A 17,007-nucleotide genomic window follows, 5' to 3' on the forward strand; every position below is an offset into this window, starting at 1 on the left:
ATCACGGCCGATGATACCGCCTTTCAGAACACGAAGCCACGCAGTGCCAGGAACCGCATACCGCCGACCGCACCGGTGACGGCGAGGACGGCGCTCGCCTGGGCGAGGCCGGCGAGGCCGGGGGCCCAGAACCGGAGGCCGGCGAGCGCTGCGGTGCTGATAATCACGCCGACCAGCGCGAGGCCGCCGCCTTCCCACTGCGCGGTGAACCAGCCGACGCGTCCGGTCGCCCGGAAGGTGAGCCGGCGGTGCATTTCGTTCGCGATCGCCGTACTGACCAGCGAGCCCGCGATATTCGCGACCAGCGGGCCGACCCCGCTCATGAGCAGGAACAGCACGGCGTAGGCGATATTGGCGGCGCCACCGACCAGGGCGAAGCGGATCAACTGGGCGACGGCGTGATCACCTCGCAGATATCGCCGGCCGCGATCGAGCCACTGCGGAAGTCGGCCACCGAGGGGCCCATCGAAACGCCCGGCGAGGGTCGTGTCCCACACGGCATTCCGCGCTCCGCAGGTGGCAACTGCTCCGCTGTTCATGAGAAGACTGTCTTCCACGCCGCTGTCACCGGACTGACGCCGCGCTGACACGATGCTTACACCGGATTCCACTCGGGTAGCCCGGCGCGGGCTGATTCACCTGTACCACCGCAAAGCTCTGCGCGAGAACCTATTAGAGTCTCTCCATGGGGCGGCACGCGCGAGTTGCGCGACTCGGCCAGGTAGCCGAACTGGCGGGGCTCAGCTACGCGCGGCGGGAACACGAAAGCGGTGATGTCCGCGTCCGTGTTCTCGGTCGTCTGCGTCACCCTGCCCGCCGTGTGGATATCGGCCGCCGTGCTGCACTGGGGGCTCACCGGTGTCTACCTCGGGATCGTGGCCGGCTGGATCGCTCGGGCCGCGGCCACACACCGGCGCCGGCGCGCAGGAGCGGGCCCTACCCCAGCTTGAAGACATTCGCCTTTCCGGAGACCACGGTGTCCTGCGGATCCACCAACGCCACCCGGACCTGCACCGTCTGGCCCTGCTGCAATTGCGCGGGCGACCCGTCGGGCCCGGTCAGCACGACGACGGTGCTCTGCGCTTGCCCGTCGCACGTGACCTGCGGTTGCGTACCCATCGCGGACGGTGCGTCGGCGTTGGGATCACCCACCATGACCTTGACGGCGGATGCGCCGGAGTTGGCATCACAGGTGTAGTCGACCCCCACGTTCGCAGGTCCCACACCTTTGATGTCGATCGTATTGGCGGCGAGCGCCGGAGCGGCCGTCGAGACAGCGGCCCACCCCATCGCTGCCAGAGCGCTGACGAAAAGAGCTGAGCTTCGGTAGTTCCGGCCGGTCATCATCGATCTCGTCCTCCTGGCTTGTCGTACGAACGGTGATACCGAATCGTTGGAACGCCGGTGTCGGACCTCTCGCGGGCCGGCGGCGGACGCGATGACAGGCCCGCACGTACCCGCCGACACCAGTATCGAGCCGTGGTGTGGATACCCGGAAGCACAGCTTCAAACTCGCTCCACAGAGTCGTGTCCACCGACGCTCGAGGCGTGGGACCACCTGCGGATGCGAGTCCGCGGTCACGAACGAAGGTGTGCCAGCAGTTCGTCCGCGGCCGGGTACGGGTCCTCATGGGGCAGTAGTCGGGCAGCAGAGTCGAGGTCGCCGTCTCTGACCAGCTCGTGAATCTCGTGGGCCAGTGGAGTCATGTCGCTGATGGCGACTGTCCACTCGTCCGCGTAGCGCCGTACGGCTTCACCGCAGAGCCCGAGTTGCAGCGAGCGGTACGGAAGGGGTCGCAGATGCAGATCCCGCTCGGGATCCCACTGGACGCGGGCGGGCGCGCGCTTGAGCCGGCGTTGCCAGGTGCTGCGGTCGGAATGCAGCCCGGGCTTGTAGCTCGACAGGCACGCATGGCGCAGTGCCCATTCGAAACCGCTGCGTGAGATCTCCACGGCAAGGATGGTCTCTTGATCCGGCTTCGTGCCCCATCCGCAGCGGTACATCATCCACAGGAACGACGGCTTGATCCACGTCATCCGGTCCCGGTTCCATGCCGCGGGGAAGGCGCCGTCGCGGATGGCGGGCCTGCCGATGTCCGGGGAGTATGCCTGGTAGACCGTGACGGTGGATGCCGTATGGAGCGCGCGGATCCCGTGTTGTGGTTCTTCCATGTTGTAGAGCGTGACGCCGAACGACTCGGTCGGCGAGCGAATTTCCGACCCCGTCGAATCATTCAGCTAGGCGAACGCGGGTTTCCATCCCAGCTGCGGAGCGATCAACTCCACCGTGTCGTGCAGGATCTGCTCGTAGTCCGCGCGATGGAACTCGTAGGGCAGCTCGAGGCGTAGTTCGCTGGTTTGCGCGAGAACCGGATCGGCATGCAGCTGTTCGAGGATCTGCTCGGCGGTGCCGACGACATCCGGGGCGAACAACACCCGCCGCTCGCCCTGCGGGCCGAGCGTGCGCTGGTGCCGGCTCGCGGCGTAGGCGCGGTACCGCTCCCGGGTCGCGCGGTCGGCGCTGTCGAACGGGACGATCACCCGGCCGATCGCGACGCGCGCAGGTCGCGCCGGATCGATCCGCTCGCGATAATCGCTGATCAGTCCCAGCTGCGCGGTCGTGAAATCGTCACTGCGATCACCGAATACGATATTTCCGCTCAGCAGATTCAGTCCGCTCTCCGCCGCCCAGCGCACCGACCGGGTGCTGCCGCCGCCGTACCAGACTCGGTCGGCCAGGCCGGGGCTGTGCGGCTGCAGCCGAGGGCGCTGGGTGTTACCCGGCGAGTGGATGACGGTGTCGGCATCACCGAGGTAGTGGCCGCGCAGATTCTCGATGAGCCGGGCCACCCGGCCGTAGGACAGGTCGAAGCCGCGCCAGTCACCATCGAAGACCAGATCGCCGATCAGCTCGGCATGCGGCGGCATCCCCGCGCTGAACCCCGGCTGCAAGCGGCCCTGGGACAACACATCGGCCAGCGACAGGTCCTCGGCCAGCCGGAACGGGCTCTCGTAACCGATCGGAATCACCGCCGCGCCCAACTCGACCCGATTCGTGCGCTGGGCGGCCGCGGCCAGGAAGACCGCCGCCGAACCGACACCGTGCTCGAGATGCCGCTGCCGGACCCACGCGCCGTCGAACCCGAGCCGCTCGCCGTATTCGAACAGCTGCAGCGTGTCCTCGAGGCCGGTGTACGGATCGTCGTCGAGATAATTTCCCGGGGTCAGAAACGCCAGCGAACCGATCCGCGGAGAACTCATCCCTGACGCTCGTAGGGGATCTTCTCCCCCGCCTCGATCGCGATCGGCAGCCGGTTCTCCGCCGGCGGCAGCGGGCAGGTCGCCAGATCGGTGTACGCGCACGGCAGATTCACCGCGCGGTTGAAGTCGAGCACCACCGTTGCGTCGGAATCGGGCGCCGGCACCTGTACCACCCGATTCGCCGCGTAGGTGGTCACTCCGGAGGTCGCGTCGGTGAACAGCACCGACAGGTCGCCGGGGTTCTTGCCGGGAAAAGCGGTCAGGCGCAACGGCTTACCGTCGATCTCGAATTCGATCCGTCCCGGCGTGTCGTAGACGTGCTCGAGTCCTTCCACGGCGGCACCGACCGTCGTCGGACGCGGCTCATCGAAGGCCACATAGCGTCCGCGCACCACCCATTTCGGCTCCGGCGCGAAGGCGGGGGTGCCGCGAAAAGCGGTGCGCAGCGGGTTGTTCGGGTGTCGTGGCCGCACGATATCGCGGCCGCCACGTTTGGCGACCTCGATCACCGCGTCACCCCACACCGCGTTCACGCCACCCCGCTCGGGAACGATGCCGAACCCGTAGCGGCCACGCACCCGCGCGTCGTCGACGACCAGCTCTTCCCCCTCGTCGAGGACGACCACCACGCCGTCGGCCCCGGTCGACCAGGCGCCGGGCGCATCGTCGAAGCGCTGCGGCGTCTCGGTGAGCCAGTGCAGGCTCGTGATGGCGAGGAACCCGTGCCGATCGGACAGGTGCGCCTCCTGCCGCCGATGCCATTCTTGCCACTCGGTGGTGAACGTGTCCGCATCGGCGGGCGAGGGTGCCTGAGTTGCCATGTCTCGATGTAAGCGGATGCCGCAGCCCGGGCACAGACTTGCGCTCAGCCCGAACGCAATTCGAGTCTCGGCCGATGGCGAGCAGGGGGATGAAGCACGGCCGGTCACCTAGGCAACCGGCACGACCCTGCCCTCGCGGCGGGCCTCCAGCTGGGCCGGCCGGTGCTTGCCGTCGGAGAACCAGTGATGCGAGCCGGGTTTGCGCGCCTCGGTCGCCAGGTGCTTGATTCCTGCCTCACACGCGAATTCCTTGAGTTTCTTGCCGGCGAATCCGCCGAAGTACAGCCGCATGGCGGTCTCGTTCTTGTGACCGAGCTGGTAGATCCCGGCGTCCCGGCCGAAGCTGAGGCACATCGCGGGGAAGGCGAGGTCGACGGGTGCGGGCTGTTCACCCGCCATGCGGTGCAGCACCGTATCGGCGGCGTGTGCTCCCAGGCAGTACGCCGTGTAGGCGCTCATGCGGAACGGCAGATCCGAGGGTGCCGACGAATCACCCGCCGCGACGATGCGTTCATCGTCGACGCTGGTCAGTGTCTCGTCGGTGAGCAGCCGTCCGGCGGCATCGACGCTCAATCCGCTGCGAGCGGCCAGATCCGGTACGCCGAAGCCGGCAGCCCAGATGGTCACGGCACTGACCAGGGACCGGCCGTCGCCGAGTTTCACCACGTCCCGCCGGATCGCGGTGACGGTCGCATCGGGACCTTCGACGACCTTCACTCCGAGCTTCGCGAGGTACTTGTGGGCGGTGCGCCGCGCCTTCGGGTGCAGATACGGTCCGAGAACGCTGCCGCAGACCAAGGTGACCGTGCGGCCCTGCTCGGCCAGCTCGGCGGCGGTCTCGATCCCGGTCGGCCCGCCCCCGATCACCGTCACCGGGGCCGATGAGGGCGTATCGAACAGCACCGATCGCAGCCGTTGCGCCGCCTCCAGAGTCGCTACGGGATAGGCGAATTCGGCCGCGCCCGGCACCTGCGGCGCGGGGGTTCCACTCCCCACGGCGTAGATCAGATAGTCGTACCGGATGCTGCCGCCCTCGACCGAGTGCACGGTGCGCTCGGTTGGGTCGATCCGCGTCACGCTGTCGACGACCAGCCGCACCTTCTCGGCGAGGACGTCCTGGTAATCGACGACCGCCTCGTGAGTCGCGCCCACCAACTGGTGCAACCGCAGCCTCGGGACGAACACTCGGCGGGGGTTGATCACGGTCACCCGCACGTCGTCTCGCTGCGTCAGACGGTTGGCTGCCATCACGCCGGCGTATCCGCCGCCGATCACCACGACTTCGTTGTTGTTCATCGTCTTTCCTCCGTGTGCTGAGGGGTTCGGGCATAAGACGCCGCATCCCTCACGGCTGTGACAACGAGTGACGTGGATCACAAGCTACGGCCGGATGTCAGCGGTGCCGACGTGGATCGGCTCCACTCGGCTTTCGCCGTACAGGCGCTGCGGAGGGTTTCTCGGCCCGGGGGACGTCGCTGGGCGCACTGTTCGAGGCGCCCTGCGGTGCTGCGCCATCCGCGCGCGGCGCCACTTCGCAGGCGTTCGGCGCCGGGACACCCGACAACCGCTCACCCAGCCACTGCGTCGATCCGAGAAAGCCGTCGAAGTAGCCGAGGATGTGTTCCCCGCCCACGATGCTCTTCGTGGCCGGCACTCCCAGAGCACACTGTTCGGCATAGAACGCCTCGGCCTTCGCGACCGGCATCCAGGGATCGTGCACGCCGTTGTAGACATAGATCGGCATGCCGGCCTTCTTACCTTTCAGACTCAACCGCCGGAACATCATGTCGGCGAATTCGGTGTGGAGCGGGTCGGCCATATTGGCCACGGCCGCAAAGGGTACGAAGACGCCGATGTCGGCCATGGTCGAACTGCACACGTCCTTGAGCGGGGAAATGGCCGCCCACTGCGCGAGATGATTCATGCGGCTGAGGATTTCGGGATGCTCTCGGGCCAGCGCGAGTGTCACGGTCATCATCAGTCCCGAGGCGTAGGTGCCGTCGAAGGTCTTCGCGAAGGATTCGTAATCGACGGGCAGACCGCCCATCGCGGCACCGGCCAGGTTGGGGGCCAGTTCCGGGGCGTATTCGCGCGAAAGCATCGCGGCGGCGTAGCTGGCGATGGCACCACCGGAATAGCCGGTCATCGCGAACCGGCTCTCGCCGAACTCGTCCGGCATCAGACGCCGTACCGCACGCACGGTGTCGAGCATGATGTGGCCGGCCACGGTCGGCTCGGCATACGCCATCAACGGTCCCTCGTGATCCGGGATCACCACCGCGTAGTTCCGGCTCGCGGCCCACATCGTCGGTGAGGGGACGAAATCGTTGCCGGTGCCGCCGGTCGTGATGTCGAATCCGTGGGAGAACACGTAGCCGGGAGTGCAGCGCCGGTTGAGCGCGTTGATCGGCGGGGCGTTCAGCAGCACCGGCCGGCTTCCCGGCCCGGTCCACCGGCCGAACGGCAACAGCAGCGTCGCGGTCCCGAAGGACGGCGCGCCCGAGGAGTTCGTGGTCCGGAATTTCAGCTGTATCGCCCGCTGAACCGGCGTGAGCACCGTCAGGAAGACCATCGGCACCCCCGGCCAGCTGACGTCCCGCGATTCGATGACGTCACCCGGTGCGTACTGGGCGAGATTCGCCGGGGCCTGGTCGAAGAACGGATCACCGGTCGGACTGGATTGAATCGCATTCCACAGCGCCTGCGGGTCCGACGCCCCGCCGGAATCTGAAGCAGCGGACCCGATCCCGGGCAGCACCGACGACGGCGCGGGAATGGTGTCGTCGAGCCATTTCTGGAACGCCGACGGCCCCGGATCCTTATGTGTGACTGCGGGATTCGGCTCCGAGAACGCAGCGTCCGGCTCACCGGCCGCCGGCGCTGGAGAAGTGGAGGCCGGCGGTGCAGCCGGACCCGAGGCTGGCGGCGCAGGCTGGTCGGTGGTCGACGGCGCCGCGGGACCGGACTCCGACGGCGCGACACCGTCGGAAGCCGACGGCACATCCGGACCGGACGCCGGAGGAACAGCCTGCTCGGGGTCGGACGACTCTCCGTGGTCGGATGCCGGCGGAGTTGTCGGGACGGCAGTGGTCGGGGCGGCGGTCGGCGACGACGGGTCGGCGGCCGCGGCAGCTTGCCCCAACGTCAGTGCACAACCCATCGCCAGCGTAACCGCAATGCCCCGTAGACATTTCACGACAACACACCCGTCCTGTCGGAGTGGTACTCGAACCGAAGGTCGTGCAGAAGTGGAGCAGTCCCGGCTATCCGGTACGCAAGGGCGCGCGTCGGCGGCGGCCGAGGCCGCACCGACCTTCGAAAGATACCCCCGGACCAGCGAGAATCGGTGGATCTGACGCGAAAATGCCCGGCACGTGTCCCTTCGAACGCCATTGCACGCAACAACCGGTCGCTCTGCATTGAGGTCGAACGGATCGTGCAAACCTCGACGAAATTGCACGATTTTCACATAACGCGACGCACTTTGCACGATTTGTTCGCCCTCCCATGACCGGCGAGCGCCGTCGCGGTACTGGCGTTACCCGGACAACGAATGTTCTCTCGGGCGGCGTCGCTCTGTCGCCCATGCGGGCAGTGCCTCGCGCGCCGACAGCCACTGCTCGGGTATCCCGCGTATCGAACCTCGGCAGCCGACTCCCGTGTACGCGGCCACGATCCCGCCGACGATCGCGGCCGTGGTGTCCACGTCCCCACCCGCTTCGACGCAGGCGGTGACCGCAGCCGGATAGTCGCCGAGGAAGCTTGCGGCCGCCCACAGGGTGAACGGGACCGTATCGTGCGCGCTGACCCGGGCGCCGTTGCCGAGTTCGTAGGCCGCTTCGGCCACGGATCTGCCGATCAATGTCCGCGCGCGACGGACACCGGCCGCGGTGCGCCCGTCGACCAGGTACGGCTCCACCGCATCCAGCAATTCGCCGGGCGCACAGTCTTTTCCACGAACCGCTGCGGCGTGGCCGGCCGCGACGGCGACCGCCATCGCGCCGACGATCGCTTCCGGATGACGGTGGGTGATCTCGGCGGAAAACGCTGCCTGCGCCGCCGCCCGCTCCGGATCTCCGGCGAAATAGGCCCCGAGCGGGGCGACCCGCATCGCCGCACCGTTGCCCCACGACCCGTTCCCGCCGAAAACCGCACCTGCCGCGTCGGCCCACGGCCTGCCGTCGCGAATCTCGTGCAGCACAACGACTGTGCCCGGCCCGTAACCACGGTAGGGCTCACATCGTTCGGCGAACACGGCCGCGAGCGCATCGCGGTCGATACGGCCGCGGTCGAGGACCTCCGTGTACACCGAACAGGCCATCTCGGTGTCGTCGGTCCACTGCCACGGAGGCGCCGGCGGTCGCCCGGCGTGAAGATCGGACACGGAGCGCCCGGGAACGAAGAACTGCGCACCCAGCGCATCACCAACGGATAAGCCCACAAGGCTGTCATATGCGGTATCGGAGTTCGGCATGCGCGAACAAGCGTGCCAACAAAAGGCAGCTGCCGCAAGACTCGGGAGAGCGCACGTCCGGTGTGCCGCCGGGTAACGAATGGCAACCGGCGCGCACGCCGGGAACCTCAGTTCAGGTGCTGTGCTCGCGGCAGAGCCAACGTCAGCGCTCCCAAACCGAACGACACCACGGCCAAGGCCAGCATCATGGTGATCGCGCCGTCGAGGGTGTGGGAGCGGAAGAACAGGGTGGTCAGTACTGCCAAACCCAGTGCGTTGCCGATCTGTTCGATGGTCGGGACGACTCCCGATGTCTCGGACATGTGGTCGGCGTTGAGGCCGGACAGCATGATCGGCTGGATTTGGACCGCGAAGATCCCTACTCCGAAACCGGCTGCGCACACGGCGGGGGTGGCGATGAGAGGGTTGGCGACGCCACTGGTCAGGTGGAGGTAGATCGCGCCGCCGGCCATGCAGCCTCCGTAGAGGGTGACGCCGCCGGCCAGGATCAGGATTCCCCACTGCCGGACCAGGAACAGAGACGCGATCGCTCCCGCGCCCGCTCCCAGAGCGAACAGCGTCATGACGATCGCCGTGTGCCACGGCGTGTAGCCGAGGACGTCCTGCATGGTGATGGAGGCGGCGAAGACGAAGGCGGTGAACAGGCCGAAGAAGACGCAGATCAGGATCGAGCCGATGCGAAAGCCTCTGTCGGAGAAGAGTTCCAACCGCATCAACGGGTCGGCTCCACGGGACGAACGCCTGATCTGGTGGGCCACGAACAGGGCGCACACCACGACTCCGGCCAGGGCGAGGGCGATCGGCCGGGATTGCCAGCCGTGCTGTTGGACCAGGGCGAGGGCATAGACGAGCAGCAGAAGTCCGGCGCCCGACAATGCCGCGCCGCCGAGGTCGAGGCGCTCGGGTGACGCCGGCCGGCCGATCCGCAGATAGCGCCAGGCCAGGCCGAACGCGACAATGCCGATGGGAAGGTTGATCAGGAAGACCGTGCGCCAGCCCCAGCCGCCGATGTCGACGGTGAGTAGCGCGCCGCCGAGGATCGGGCCGAGCATGCCGGCGAAACCGGCCACCCCGCCGTACATGGCGAAGACCAGGGAGTGGCGTTCGCGCGGGAAACTGGCGATGAGGATGGCGATGGTCTGCGCCGCCATGCCCGCGCCCGCGGCGCCTTGCACTACGCGGGCTACGACCAATTCGGTGGCGCCGGTGGACAATCCGCACCACACCGAGGCAGCGGTGAACGCCACCACCGAGGTGAGGAACATCGCGCGGCGGCCGACCACGGCCCCGAGTCGGGCGGCACTGAGCAACGTACAGGCGAAGGCCAGCGAATAGCCCGAAATGACCAGCAATTCCGCCGAGCGGGAGGCCCCCAGATCGGAGGTCAACCGAGGCAAGGCGGTGTTCACGATCGTCACGTCGATCATTTGCATGAACACCGCGATCAGACAACCGGCGAAGGCCAGCCACGCCGCCGATTCGGACGGTGACGAGCCGGGAAGCAGGACAACGCTTTCCGGTTCACCGACGGTGTTGCCCCTCATCCGGCCAGCTCGATCACGCTGCGCGGGGCGGACAACGCCAGTTCGGTCGGAAAACTCAAGCGCACCACACGATGTGGTGGCGCTATCTCGATCTGTGCGACGAACGGCGGCAGGAGCCCGCCGATCATCTTGTCCAGCAACATGTTCACCTGCCCGAAGCTGGGCCGCAGACGCACCTGGCGGCATTCGATCTCGCCCGTGCCGACCACCGAGTCCGTGCGCTTGTCCACGCGCGCGACCAAAGGCCAGTGCACCGAGAAGGCCAGCCACGTATCGATCGACTGCACCGAGCCCTCGGTGAGGTCGAGCCCGCGCAACAGGGTCAGGCCGCCGACGATCGGCATGATGTCGGGGGGAAACGGCGTGGGTGCGCCGCCTATCGGGAGGTGGACGGTGTCGACGAAATGCGCCTCCTCGCGAGAGACGACCGCGCCACGAGAGCGGGTTTCGGCGCGGTAGTCCTCGGCGCGCAGAAATCCGTCGAGCCGGCCGAAGCGCTGGTCGACGGTCAGTTCCAGCTCGCCGTCGCCGCTCGATGCCTCGAGCAGCGTCCGGTAACCGCCGTTCTCGTGGGTGACGACGCTGGTCAGCTCGAAACCCACACTGCGCCCGCCGGTTTCGACGGTGTACCGGCATTTCTCGCCGTCGGGTATGCCGGGGTCGCGAAAGAGGGTGGGCACCGTACCTCCTGAAACCACGAAACCTCCTGTAGTTCAGTTCGTTTCCGCGTCGCGGTCGATGATCGACGCGAAAACCGAGCCCATCGCCGCGATATAGCGCTCCACCGAGTCGTGGGCGACCGCGGTGTCGGGATAGATGACGCTCAGCGTGGTCCCGGACGGCAGCCGATTGACCCAGATCAGCGCCTCTTCCGACGCGGCACGGTTGGCGTAGACGCCGGCGGTGACCTCGTCGAAGAATTCGTGGCCCAGGAAGTCGCGGGCGTCGATGAACGAGATCATCGGTGTGACCCAGCCGGGTTCGGCCTTGATCTCCGAGTCGGCGGGCAGCAGTTCGAGCACCCGGTGGAACGAGGTGGGCGCCAGTCGCAGCCCGTTCTCGTAGGCGCGCTGGGCCAATTTCAGCGTGCGGGTGACGCGGGTGCCGGGGCCGACCGGAAAGGCCACCGGCACCAGCGTCACATACCAGCCGACCGAATTGCCCTCCGCCGCCGAGGTTCTCGTGCTCACCGGAGTCATCCCGAAGTAGTAGTCGGAATCGGTGAGATCGCGTTCGGCCAGGGCCGCCGCCGCGAAGACCCCGCCCACGAATTCCGCGTCATTGGCCCGGCAGACCTCCTCGAAGGCCAGCGCCTGCTGTTCGTCCAGCAGGGGCACCGTGCGATGCGCGCTGCGGTTGTAGCCGTCGGAGCGCTTGCCGAGGTCCAGCGGAAAGGACGGTAGCCGATTGTCGTTGCCGTGCAACAACTGTAACCACTTCCGCACACCGGGTGAGGACAGCGTCAGGGTCTCGCTGTAGGCCCGCTCGGTGACGCAGTAGTTCAGATAACTCGCCGCCGGGGGCAGCGGCTCCGCCTCGCCGCCGAGTTCGGCCAGATACAGCTGCGCGAAATCGGAGGCGGACAGATACTGGCCGAGACCGTCGGTGTGCAGGTGGTCGACGGCGAGGTAGACCGTGGTCGCGTCGCCGTGTTCGATGGCTCCGAAGGTGAAGCAATCCCATTGGAACGGATCGGGAGTCGTCTTCTCGACGTGCTGACGGATCGCGGCCGGATCGTCGATCCACCCGTAGTCGATCGGAATGAAGTCGACCACGTCCTCGGGCACCAGATGCCGCCGCACGGTGCCGTCGGCGTCGATGTCGAACCAGGTCCGGAAGGTGTCGTGCCGCAACAGGAAGGTGTTGATGATCCGCGTCATCGCCTCCCGGTCCAGGCCACCGGTCGGGATCTGCGCGGTGGCCAGGCACAGTCCGGAGAAGCGGAAGTCGGCGGCGGCGTGCCGATTCGCCTGGCGCAGATACTGTTCCTGTTGCAGCGACGGCGGCGCCGGATGCACCGGGGCGGTCCGGGCCCGCGCCACCGCTTCCGGTGACGCGACCCAGGTGACCATCCGCCCCGGCGGCGGTGACCATTCGTCGATGAGTCCGAAGTCGACCACGACTACCTCATTTCCACCGGTGGGCATCGAAACGGCGGCCCATCAGCCGACTCCCGCCATCTCCGCGACCGCACCGGCCGGCGCGTCGGGGCCGCTCGACTCGGCCGCGGGCTGTGATCCGCCCGGGACGGTCCCGTCCACCGCCGCGGCCAGGGCAGCCGGATCCGGTTGAGCCCCACCGGGTTCGTGCGCCAGGATCAGCTCGGCCACCTTCGGTCCGGCCTGCTCCAGGCTGAACGAGCGGCCCATCTGCAACGACATCAGGTCGATGCCGAGCGTCTTGGTCACGCGTGCGCCGAGTTCGACCGCCATCAGCGAATCCAGACCCAGCTCCGGCACCGGAATCGTCATATCGATGGTGTCGACGTCCACGCCCATGACGACGGCCAGTTCGCCTGCCATCAGCCGGGCGATGTGCGGGCCGCGCTTGGACTCCTCCATCGCGGCCAGCTCCTCACGCAACCGGGCCAGCTCGGAGGTGTCCTTCGCCGAGGCCCGCGCGAGTGCGGCGGTGCGACCGGTGCGAGCCAGTTGCGGGAAGGTACCGGTGAGCTTGGCCCAGTCGGTCGGGATGACGGCCACGCGCGAGGCTCCCAGGCGCAGGCACTGTTCCAGATAGGCGGTGGCGTCGCCCATATCGATGGGGCCGAAGCCGACCAGGTCCAGATATTTCTCGGAGGTCTCGTTCGCCGCCATGCCCCCGGCGCCGGACAGGTGGCCCCAGCCGACGCACAACGCCCGCTCCCCCGCCTGCGACCAGCGCAGCGCCAGCGATTCGACCGCGACATTGGCCGCGCAGTAACTGTATTGGCCGTAGATGCCGTACATCGACCCGCCCGACGAGCACAGCACGAACATGTCGAGGTCGATGCCCGCGTCGGCGACCGCCCGGTGCACGATCTGCGCGCCCAGCACCTTCGGCAGATAGACCTGTTCGAGCTGGCCGATTTCCATCTTGGCCAGATTGTTGTCCGCGACCGCACCCGCGGCGTGGAACACCCCGCGTAGCGGATGGCCGGCGCTGTGGATGCGTGCGATCGCGTCGGCCACCGCCTCGGCGTCGGTCACATCGAGCAGCTCCTCGACGATCTCGATCCCGATCGCGCGCCACGCCTCGAGCTGCCGGCGCGCCTCCTCGGTGGTCGCGCCGCGCCGCCCGGCCAGCACCAGCCGCCGCGCACCACGCAAGGTCAGCCAGCGGCCGATCGCCAGACCGAACCCACCGAATCCGCCGGTAACCAAATACGCTGCGCTGTCGCTGATCTCGACATCCGGCAGGTACGGGCGCACCGGCGGTTCCGGCGCGTCCATGCGCAGCGCGATCCGGGCCGGCCGCGACGAGCGCAGCGTCTCCTCGAACGCCTTGCTCACCTCGGCGGTGTCGAACAGGTGGTACGGCAGGGGGCGGTAGGTGCCCTCGGTGACCTTCTCGAACACCCGTTGCAGCAGAGCCGCGAGCCGTTGCGGCTTCACCTTGACCAGGCGGTCGAGGTCCATCGAGAAGTACGACAGGTTCTTGTCGAAATTGGCCAGTTCCAGCAGGCCACCGGTGTAGATGTCCGCCTTGCCGACCTCGACGATGCGGCCGAATTCCGCTGCGGCGTTGAAGTTCTGGCGCAGAATCTCACCGGGCGCGCTGCTGACGATCACATCGGCGCCCGCTCCTCCCGTGATCGCGGCGACCTCGTCGACGAAGTTCAGCGACCGCGAATTCACCGCGTAGTCCGCCCCCATCGCGAGCACGTGGGCACGCCGCTCCGGGGTGCTGGCGGTGCCGATGATGGTGGCGCCGCGGGCCTTGGCGACCTGGATCGCGGCGGTGCCGACGCCGCCGGCCGCACCGTGCACCAGCACCGTCTCTCCCGGTTCCAGCCGGGCCAGATCCAGCAGGGCGTATTCGGCGGTGCCGAAGGCGATGATGCTGGTGCAGTGCCCCGGATCGGTGCCCTCGGGCAGGACGACCGCGAGCTGCCGGTCCACGACCGCGAAGCGGCGCATCATGCCCTTGGCGGCCACACCGACCAGATCCCCCTCCTCGACGTCCTCGACGCCGGGCCCGACCCGCACCACGGTGCCGACCCCCTCCATACCGGGCACGGTGCCGAAATACGTTGGAGCCAGCTCACGTTCGCCGAGCAACCCGATGACCTTCAGCGGATCCTTGTAGTTCAATCCGATGACCTGCATCCGGATCTCGATCTCGCCCGGGCCCGGTTCCACGCGCGGGCATTCCCGCCAGGCGAGTGCCGACAGCAGCCGGGTGCGCGGCATGTCGAGTTCGAAGTTGGCCTCCGGATCCGTCAGCGGCGCCGAGGTGTCCAGGACTTCCAGCCGTTCGGGCAGCGGTTTGGTGATCACCGTCGCCCAGCGTTTGCCGTCGCGCAACAGCACCTCGTCGCTGTTGTCGAGGGAGAAGGCGCCGGGCACCGCCAGTTCCGCCACGAGATCGGCGATCGGTGTCGCGGGTTCGGTGTCGACGAGCCGCCAGCGCAGTGCGGTCTGCTCGTTGAGCAGGACGCGCCGCGCGCCGGCCAATGCGGCCTGCCCGGTGTCGGGCACGGCGGAACTGCCGGGCAGGGCGAACGCGGATTCGGTGACCAGGGTGCAGTGCACGAGACCATCGCCGAAAATCGTTTGCGGAGTGCCGTTCTCGCTCGGCGGTTCGACGAATTCGGCGACAGCCACCGCGATGCGCTTGAGCGTCCACAAGTGCGCCACGTCGTCGGCGACCGCACCCGCGACCACGCAGATGTGCAACCGCCGAGTCGGCTCGCCGCGGGCGGCGCGCAGCTGCTCGACGAGCTCGGACTCCAGTTCCGGCCCGGTCGAATCCACCACGTGCAGGCGGGAATCCGGAAGCGCGGCCACCAATCGGTCGGCCCGTGCCGTCTCGCCGAGGCGGACCACCAGGGTAGTCACCGAACCGGCCTCGGCCAGTGCGGACGGGTCGATCGGATCGCGTTCCTCGAAGGTCTCGGTGTAGTAGAAGTCGGCCATCCGGTGCAGTGGATCGTCGCCGGGCCGCAGCGCGCCGATCTGCAGGCCGGACAGCCGGACCACCAATTTGTGGTCGGCGTCGAGCAGATCCACATCGGCACGCAGCCGCGCCTTCGGATCGCGCCGGGCCACCACGGTCACCGTCTCGGGCAACGCCGCCAGCAAGCGCACCGCACCCACGCCGACCGGAACCATCACGCCCTCGTCGATGCGTTCGTCGGCGAACAGCATGGCCGCGCACTGCATGGCGGCGTCCACGACCGCCGGATGCGCCAGATGGCCGGAATCCGCGGCGATCGAGCCGTCGACGGTCGCCACCACCACATCGCGGCCGACCCGCACCGAGGTGACCCGCCGGAACGACGGCCCGTATTGCAGTCCGGCCGCGGCCAGGCCCGTGTAGAACATCGCCGGGTCGACGTCGATGCCGACCTCGATCTCCGGAACATCGACCGTGGTCTGCTCGTGGCTGCCGGTGAGGGTGCGCCCGGAGGCGTGCACGGTCCACGCGGTACCGGTGGCACTGCGCGAGCGGATCAGGAACCGGCCGCTGGCCTCCTCGATACTCAGTGCCACCAGCGGTACGTCCGGGGCACCCATGATCAGCGGTGCGACGAACCGAACTCCCTCCAGCGCAACCTGTTCCGAGCCGATTCGCGACGTGGTGGCGCTCAGTGCCGCGTCCAGATACGCGGCCCCGGGCATGATCTTGATGCCGTTGACCACGTGATCCGACAGCCACGGCAGCAATTCGGTGCCGACCTGCAGCAGCCATTCCGGACGGCCTTCGACATCGGGATCGCCGAGCATCGCGTAGGAGCCGGGGGTGCCGAGGCGGGCCTGTTCGAACAGCGGCAGCGCCGAGTGCAGGCGGGTGCGCTGCCAGGGATAACGAGGCAGCGGCAGATGCGGAGTGGCCGGGCGATCGGGCGGGAACAGCAGATCGCGGTCGAGGACACCGGCGGCGTGCAGGCCGATCAGCGTGCGGCGCAGGCTGTCGGCATCCGCTTGTTCGCGGTCCAGCGTCGGCACCGTGGTCCCCTGCACATCGGCGCCGAGCAGGGCTTCGCGAATATTGCCCGACAGCACCGGATGCGGGCCGACCTCGAGGAAGATCCGATGACCCGCGCCGATCAGGGCGCCGACGGCATCGAAGAACCGGACCGGTTGCCGCACGTTCGACCACCAGTAGGACGCGTCCCAGTCGGCCTCGGCGACCCGCATGCCCGTCACCGTCGAATACAGCGGCACGGTCGGCGTCCGGGGCTCCAGATCGGCCAGCACCGACCGCAATTCGGCCTCGATCGGCTCCATCAGGCGGCTGTGATACGGCACCTCCACCCGCAGGCGGCGGGCGAAAACGCCGTCCTCGGTGAGCTTTTCGGCCAGCAGATCCAGCCGGTCGGCGTCGCCGGAGAGGGTGACGGCGCTGGGACTGTTCACCGCCGCGATATCGATGCCCGGATCGTCGCCGATCAGTTCGAGGGCCTTGTCCTTCGGCAATCCCACCGCGAGCATGCCGCCGGTGCCGGCGGTGGTCGCCTGCAGCCGGGCGCGATGGTAGGCCACCCGCACGGCGTCGCGCAGCGACAGCATGCCGCTCACATACGCCGCCGACACCTCGCCGACGCTGTGTCCCACGATGGCGGCCGGGGTGATGCCGTACTGCTCCAGCTCGCGCACGAGCCCGACCTGGACGAGGAAGTTGGCCGGCTGCGCGACGTCGGTTCGGGTGACGCGGGATTCGTTCTCCGGCTTGCGCAGTTCGTCGATGATCGACCCGTCGGCAA

Annotated in this window: 13 protein-coding genes; 1 reads left to right on the forward strand and 12 read right to left on the reverse strand. The window is 68.0% G+C overall.

Going from position 1 to position 17,007, the window contains the following annotated elements; translation table 11 throughout:
* Positions 1-23 precede the first annotated feature (23 nt).
* Positions 24-539 (reverse strand): GtrA family protein, encoded by a 516-nt coding sequence (locus tag A5780_RS12915; RefSeq protein WP_064901405.1) that lies wholly within the window; start codon positions 537-539, stop codon positions 24-26.
* A 234-nt stretch (positions 540-773) separates the two neighbouring features.
* On the opposite strand from A5780_RS12915, the gene A5780_RS39965 reads away from it, so the two are divergent.
* Positions 774-950 (forward strand): hypothetical protein, encoded by a 177-nt coding sequence (locus A5780_RS39965; protein ID WP_156769481.1) that lies wholly within the window; start codon positions 774-776, stop codon positions 948-950.
* On the opposite strand, the gene A5780_RS12920 is transcribed toward A5780_RS39965, so the two are convergent.
* The 11 genes from A5780_RS12920 to A5780_RS12970 all read right to left on the reverse strand — a co-directional run.
* Positions 937-1,290 carry a hypothetical protein gene (locus tag A5780_RS12920; protein WP_063012794.1) on the reverse strand — a complete coding sequence of 118 codons (354 nt, stop codon included), beginning with the start codon at positions 1,288-1,290 and terminating at the stop codon, positions 937-939. The two genes, A5780_RS39965 and A5780_RS12920, sit on opposite strands and share 14 nt — an antisense overlap.
* A 288-nt stretch (positions 1,291-1,578) precedes the next feature.
* Positions 1,579-2,172 carry a DUF4291 domain-containing protein gene (locus A5780_RS12925; protein ID WP_063012796.1) on the reverse strand — a complete coding sequence of 198 codons (594 nt, stop codon included), beginning with the start codon at positions 2,170-2,172 and terminating at the stop codon, positions 1,579-1,581.
* A gap of 66 nt (positions 2,173-2,238) precedes the next feature.
* Positions 2,239-3,261 carry an LLM class flavin-dependent oxidoreductase gene (locus A5780_RS12930; RefSeq protein ID WP_064908546.1) on the reverse strand — a complete coding sequence of 341 codons (1,023 nt, stop codon included), beginning with the start codon at positions 3,259-3,261 and terminating at the stop codon, positions 2,239-2,241.
* Positions 3,258-4,082 carry a DUF1684 domain-containing protein gene (locus tag A5780_RS12935; protein ID WP_064908547.1) on the reverse strand — a complete coding sequence of 275 codons (825 nt, stop codon included), beginning with the start codon at positions 4,080-4,082 and terminating at the stop codon, positions 3,258-3,260. Before A5780_RS12935 ends, A5780_RS12930 begins: the two co-directional genes overlap by 4 nt.
* 108 nt (positions 4,083-4,190) lie before the next feature.
* Positions 4,191-5,378 (reverse strand): NAD(P)/FAD-dependent oxidoreductase, encoded by a 1,188-nt coding sequence (locus tag A5780_RS12940; RefSeq protein WP_063012801.1) that lies wholly within the window; start codon positions 5,376-5,378, stop codon positions 4,191-4,193.
* A gap of 97 nt (positions 5,379-5,475) precedes the next feature.
* The gene (locus A5780_RS12945) at positions 5,476-7,083 is read right to left on the reverse strand and encodes a lipase family protein (RefSeq protein WP_064908548.1); all 1,608 of its coding nucleotides are present in this window, start codon (positions 7,081-7,083) and stop codon (positions 5,476-5,478) included.
* 537 nt (positions 7,084-7,620) lie between these two features.
* Positions 7,621-8,523, reverse strand: a complete 903-nt coding sequence (locus A5780_RS12950; protein WP_231982928.1) for an ADP-ribosylglycohydrolase family protein — start codon at positions 8,521-8,523, stop codon at positions 7,621-7,623.
* 140 nt (positions 8,524-8,663) lie between these two features.
* Positions 8,664-10,100: an MFS transporter gene (locus A5780_RS12955; RefSeq protein ID WP_082976441.1), complete on the reverse strand. Its 1,437-nt coding sequence runs from the start codon at positions 10,098-10,100 to the stop codon at positions 8,664-8,666.
* Complete coding sequence (locus tag A5780_RS12960) at positions 10,097-10,780, reverse strand: hypothetical protein (protein WP_064908550.1); 684 nt, start codon at positions 10,778-10,780, stop codon at positions 10,097-10,099. Before A5780_RS12960 ends, A5780_RS12955 begins: the two co-directional genes overlap by 4 nt.
* Before the next feature lie 33 nt (positions 10,781-10,813).
* The gene (locus A5780_RS12965) at positions 10,814-12,220 is read right to left on the reverse strand and encodes a condensation domain-containing protein (RefSeq protein ID WP_064908551.1); all 1,407 of its coding nucleotides are present in this window, start codon (positions 12,218-12,220) and stop codon (positions 10,814-10,816) included.
* 42 nt (positions 12,221-12,262) lie between these two features.
* A partial coding sequence (locus A5780_RS12970) for an SDR family NAD(P)-dependent oxidoreductase (RefSeq protein ID WP_082976442.1) occupies positions 12,263-17,007 on the reverse strand: 4,745 nt, incomplete at its 5' end.

It is taken from the genome of Nocardia sp. 852002-20019_SCH5090214 (assembly GCF_001665865.1).
Classification (GTDB): Bacteria; Actinomycetota; Actinomycetes; order Mycobacteriales; family Mycobacteriaceae; genus Nocardia; species Nocardia nova.

What these genes read in the sequence shown, in the direction of transcription:
- A5780_RS39965 (WP_156769481.1), top strand. Translation starts at nt 774, where the DNA reads ATGTCCGCGTCCGTGTTCTCGGTCGTCTGCGTCACCCTGCCCGCCGTG.
- A5780_RS12955 (WP_082976441.1), bottom strand. Translation starts at nt 10,100, where the DNA reads ATGAGGGGCAACACCGTCGGTGAACCGGAAAGCGTTGTCCTGCTTCCC.
- A5780_RS12940 (WP_063012801.1), bottom strand. Translation starts at nt 5,378, where the DNA reads ATGAACAACAACGAAGTCGTGGTGATCGGCGGCGGATACGCCGGCGTG.
- A5780_RS12915 (WP_064901405.1), bottom strand. Translation starts at nt 539, where the DNA reads ATGAACAGCGGAGCAGTTGCCACCTGCGGAGCGCGGAATGCCGTGTGG.
- A5780_RS12925 (WP_063012796.1), bottom strand. Translation starts at nt 2,172, where the DNA reads ATGGAAGAACCACAACACGGGATCCGCGCGCTCCATACGGCATCCACC.
- A5780_RS12920 (WP_063012794.1), bottom strand. Translation starts at nt 1,290, where the DNA reads ATGGGGTGGGCCGCTGTCTCGACGGCCGCTCCGGCGCTCGCCGCCAAT.
- A5780_RS12935 (WP_064908547.1), bottom strand. Translation starts at nt 4,082, where the DNA reads ATGGCAACTCAGGCACCCTCGCCCGCCGATGCGGACACGTTCACCACC.
- A5780_RS12930 (WP_064908546.1), bottom strand. Translation starts at nt 3,261, where the DNA reads ATGAGTTCTCCGCGGATCGGTTCGCTGGCGTTTCTGACCCCGGGAAAT.